The organism is Streptomyces sp. NPDC127106 (genome assembly GCF_042677605.1).
GTDB lineage: Bacteria > Actinomycetota > Actinomycetes > Streptomycetales > Streptomycetaceae > Streptomyces.
This window is the reverse complement of the sequence record NZ_JBHXTC010000131.1, coordinates 1-1,938: the sequence shown is the minus strand read 5'-3', so window position 1 is coordinate 1,938 and position 1,938 is coordinate 1. Positions and strand designations below refer to the sequence as shown.

Below are 1,938 nucleotides of genomic sequence, written 5' to 3'. Positions count from 1 at the left end.
CGGGACGCCCCCCGCCCGGCCACCGGAAAGACGCCCCCGTCCGGGGACTCCCCCGTCCGGGGACTCCCCCGCGGGGGGCCCGGGCACAGGAAAGACGCTCCTCGGGCACCGGAAAGTGGAGGGCGAGCCGGCTTCGATCCCACCTCGGAGGCTCCGGGGCGGGCTTGCGGGTGGGCGGCGGTGGCCGCACGGGCGGGCATGACGGGCCGTCGGGCGGTCGTCAGCAGGTGGGTCAGGGCTTGTGGCGGGCGTAGTAGCGGGCCACGCGGGCTCGGTTGCCGCAGACCGAGGCGACGCACCAGCGGCGGCGGGGGTGCGACGGCAGGAAGAGCAGGACGCAGTCCGCGCCTTCGCACTGCCGGACATCCCGGACGCGGGGGTCGGTGAGGAGGTCGGCTACGGCCTCGGCGAGCTCTGCTGCGAGCCGGTCGGCGGTCGCGGCATCGCGGCGGGGACCGGCGGACAGGCCGGATTCCGGGCTCCAGAGCAGTTCCAGGCGGGCGGGGGCGGCCGCCGAGGCGTCGTTCAGCGCCCGGAGCGCGGCCATGGGCGGGCGCTCTCCGGCCCGCGCGGCCGCGAGGGCGACGCCCGCCGCCTCCCGTACGGCACGGGCGGCGGCGACCTCCGCTGCGCGCACCTCCTCGATCGCCGTCAGGCGCCCGGCCTGCTCACGCAGCCAGGCCGCGAGCCCCGCCGGATCGGCGATCAGGTCCCCGGCTCCGGCGGGCCGGGTGTTCAGCAGGTCCAGGGCCAGTGGTTCACCGAGAAGGGGGAACGACGTCATGCACCTAATGCTACATAGCCGCCTTGACCCATTAGCCCACCCGCCCTCAAGCTAATGGAAACAAGACCATTGGAGGCATGTGATGCAGCAGCTCGTGAGCCACCGCACCATCAACGTCGACGGCGTCCGCGTCGCCTACCGCGAGAGCGGCCCCGCCGACGGCCCGGTCCTGCTGCTCCTGCACGGCTTCCCCACCTCCTCGCACCAGTTCGCCCGGCTCATGGACGCGCTCGGCGACACCCCGTACCGGCTGATCGCCCCCGACTACCCCGGCTTCGGCCGCACCGAGGCTCCCGACGGCTTCGCGTACACCTTCGACCGGCTCGCGGACGTCCTGGAGGGCTTCACCGACGCCCTCGGCCTCGACCGGTACGCCCTGTACGTCTTCGACTTCGGTGCGCCGGTCGGCCTGCGCCTGGCCACGCGGCGGCCCGACCGGGTGACCGGCCTGATCGTCCAGAACGGCAACGCCTACGAGGAGGGCCTCTCGGACGCCGCCCGCGCGTTCATCGCCCTCCGCCGCGCGGCACCCGGCGCGGAGGACCAGGTCCGCGGACTCTTCACCGCCGAGGGCATCCGCTTCCAGTACGAGACCGGCGTCGCCGACCCCGCCCTGCTCAACCCCGACAACCAGACCCTGGACCTGCACTACATCAACCTGCCGGGCCGCAAGGACGCACAGGCCGACCTGGCCTTCGACTACGGCTCCAACCTCACCCACTACCCCGCCTGGCAGGCCTGGCTCCGGGACTCCCGGATCCCGGTACTGGTCGTCTGGGGAGCGGGCGACCCCTTCTTCACCCCGGCCGGGGCGAGGGCCTACCTGCGCGACTCCCCCGAGGCCGAGGTCCACGTCTTCGAGGGAGCCGGCCACTTCGCCCTCGAAACCCACCTCCCGGCCATCACCCCCCTGATCACCAAGTTCCTCACCCACCTCCTCCCCTGACCCGTCCCCCAACCCTCCCGTTCGGCCACCGCCGCCCACCCGCAACCCCGCCCCGGGGCCTCCGAGGTGGGATCGAAGCCGGCTCGCCCTCCACTTTCCGGTGCCTGAGGAGCGTCTTTCCTGTGCCCGGGCCCCCCGCGGGGGAGTCCCCGGACGGGGGCGTCCCCGGACGGGGGCGTCTTCCCGGTGGCCGGGCGGGGGCGTCCCT

General features: G+C 74.1%; 2 protein-coding genes. One reads left to right on the top strand and one right to left on the bottom strand.

What is annotated here, in order from left to right; genetic code table 11:
- Window positions 1-232: 232 nt before the first annotated feature.
- A complete protein-coding gene (locus ACFVGY_RS37780; protein WP_385687114.1) occupies window positions 233-784 on the bottom strand; it encodes a CGNR zinc finger domain-containing protein in 552 nt (183 codons plus the stop codon).
- Between the two features lie 82 nt (window positions 785-866).
- On the opposite strand from ACFVGY_RS37780, the gene ACFVGY_RS37775 reads away from it, so the two are divergent.
- On the top strand, window positions 867-1,730 hold the full coding sequence (locus ACFVGY_RS37775; protein ID WP_385687112.1) for an alpha/beta fold hydrolase: 864 nt from the start codon (window positions 867-869) through the stop codon (window positions 1,728-1,730).
- Window positions 1,731-1,938 lie beyond the last annotated feature (208 nt).

Excerpts from the sequence above, each read along its gene's own strand:
- ACFVGY_RS37780 (WP_385687114.1), bottom strand. The coding sequence starts at position 784 with ATGACGTCGTTCCCCCTTCTCGGTGAACCACTGGCCCTGGACCTGCTG.
- ACFVGY_RS37775 (WP_385687112.1), top strand. The coding sequence starts at position 867 with ATGCAGCAGCTCGTGAGCCACCGCACCATCAACGTCGACGGCGTCCGC.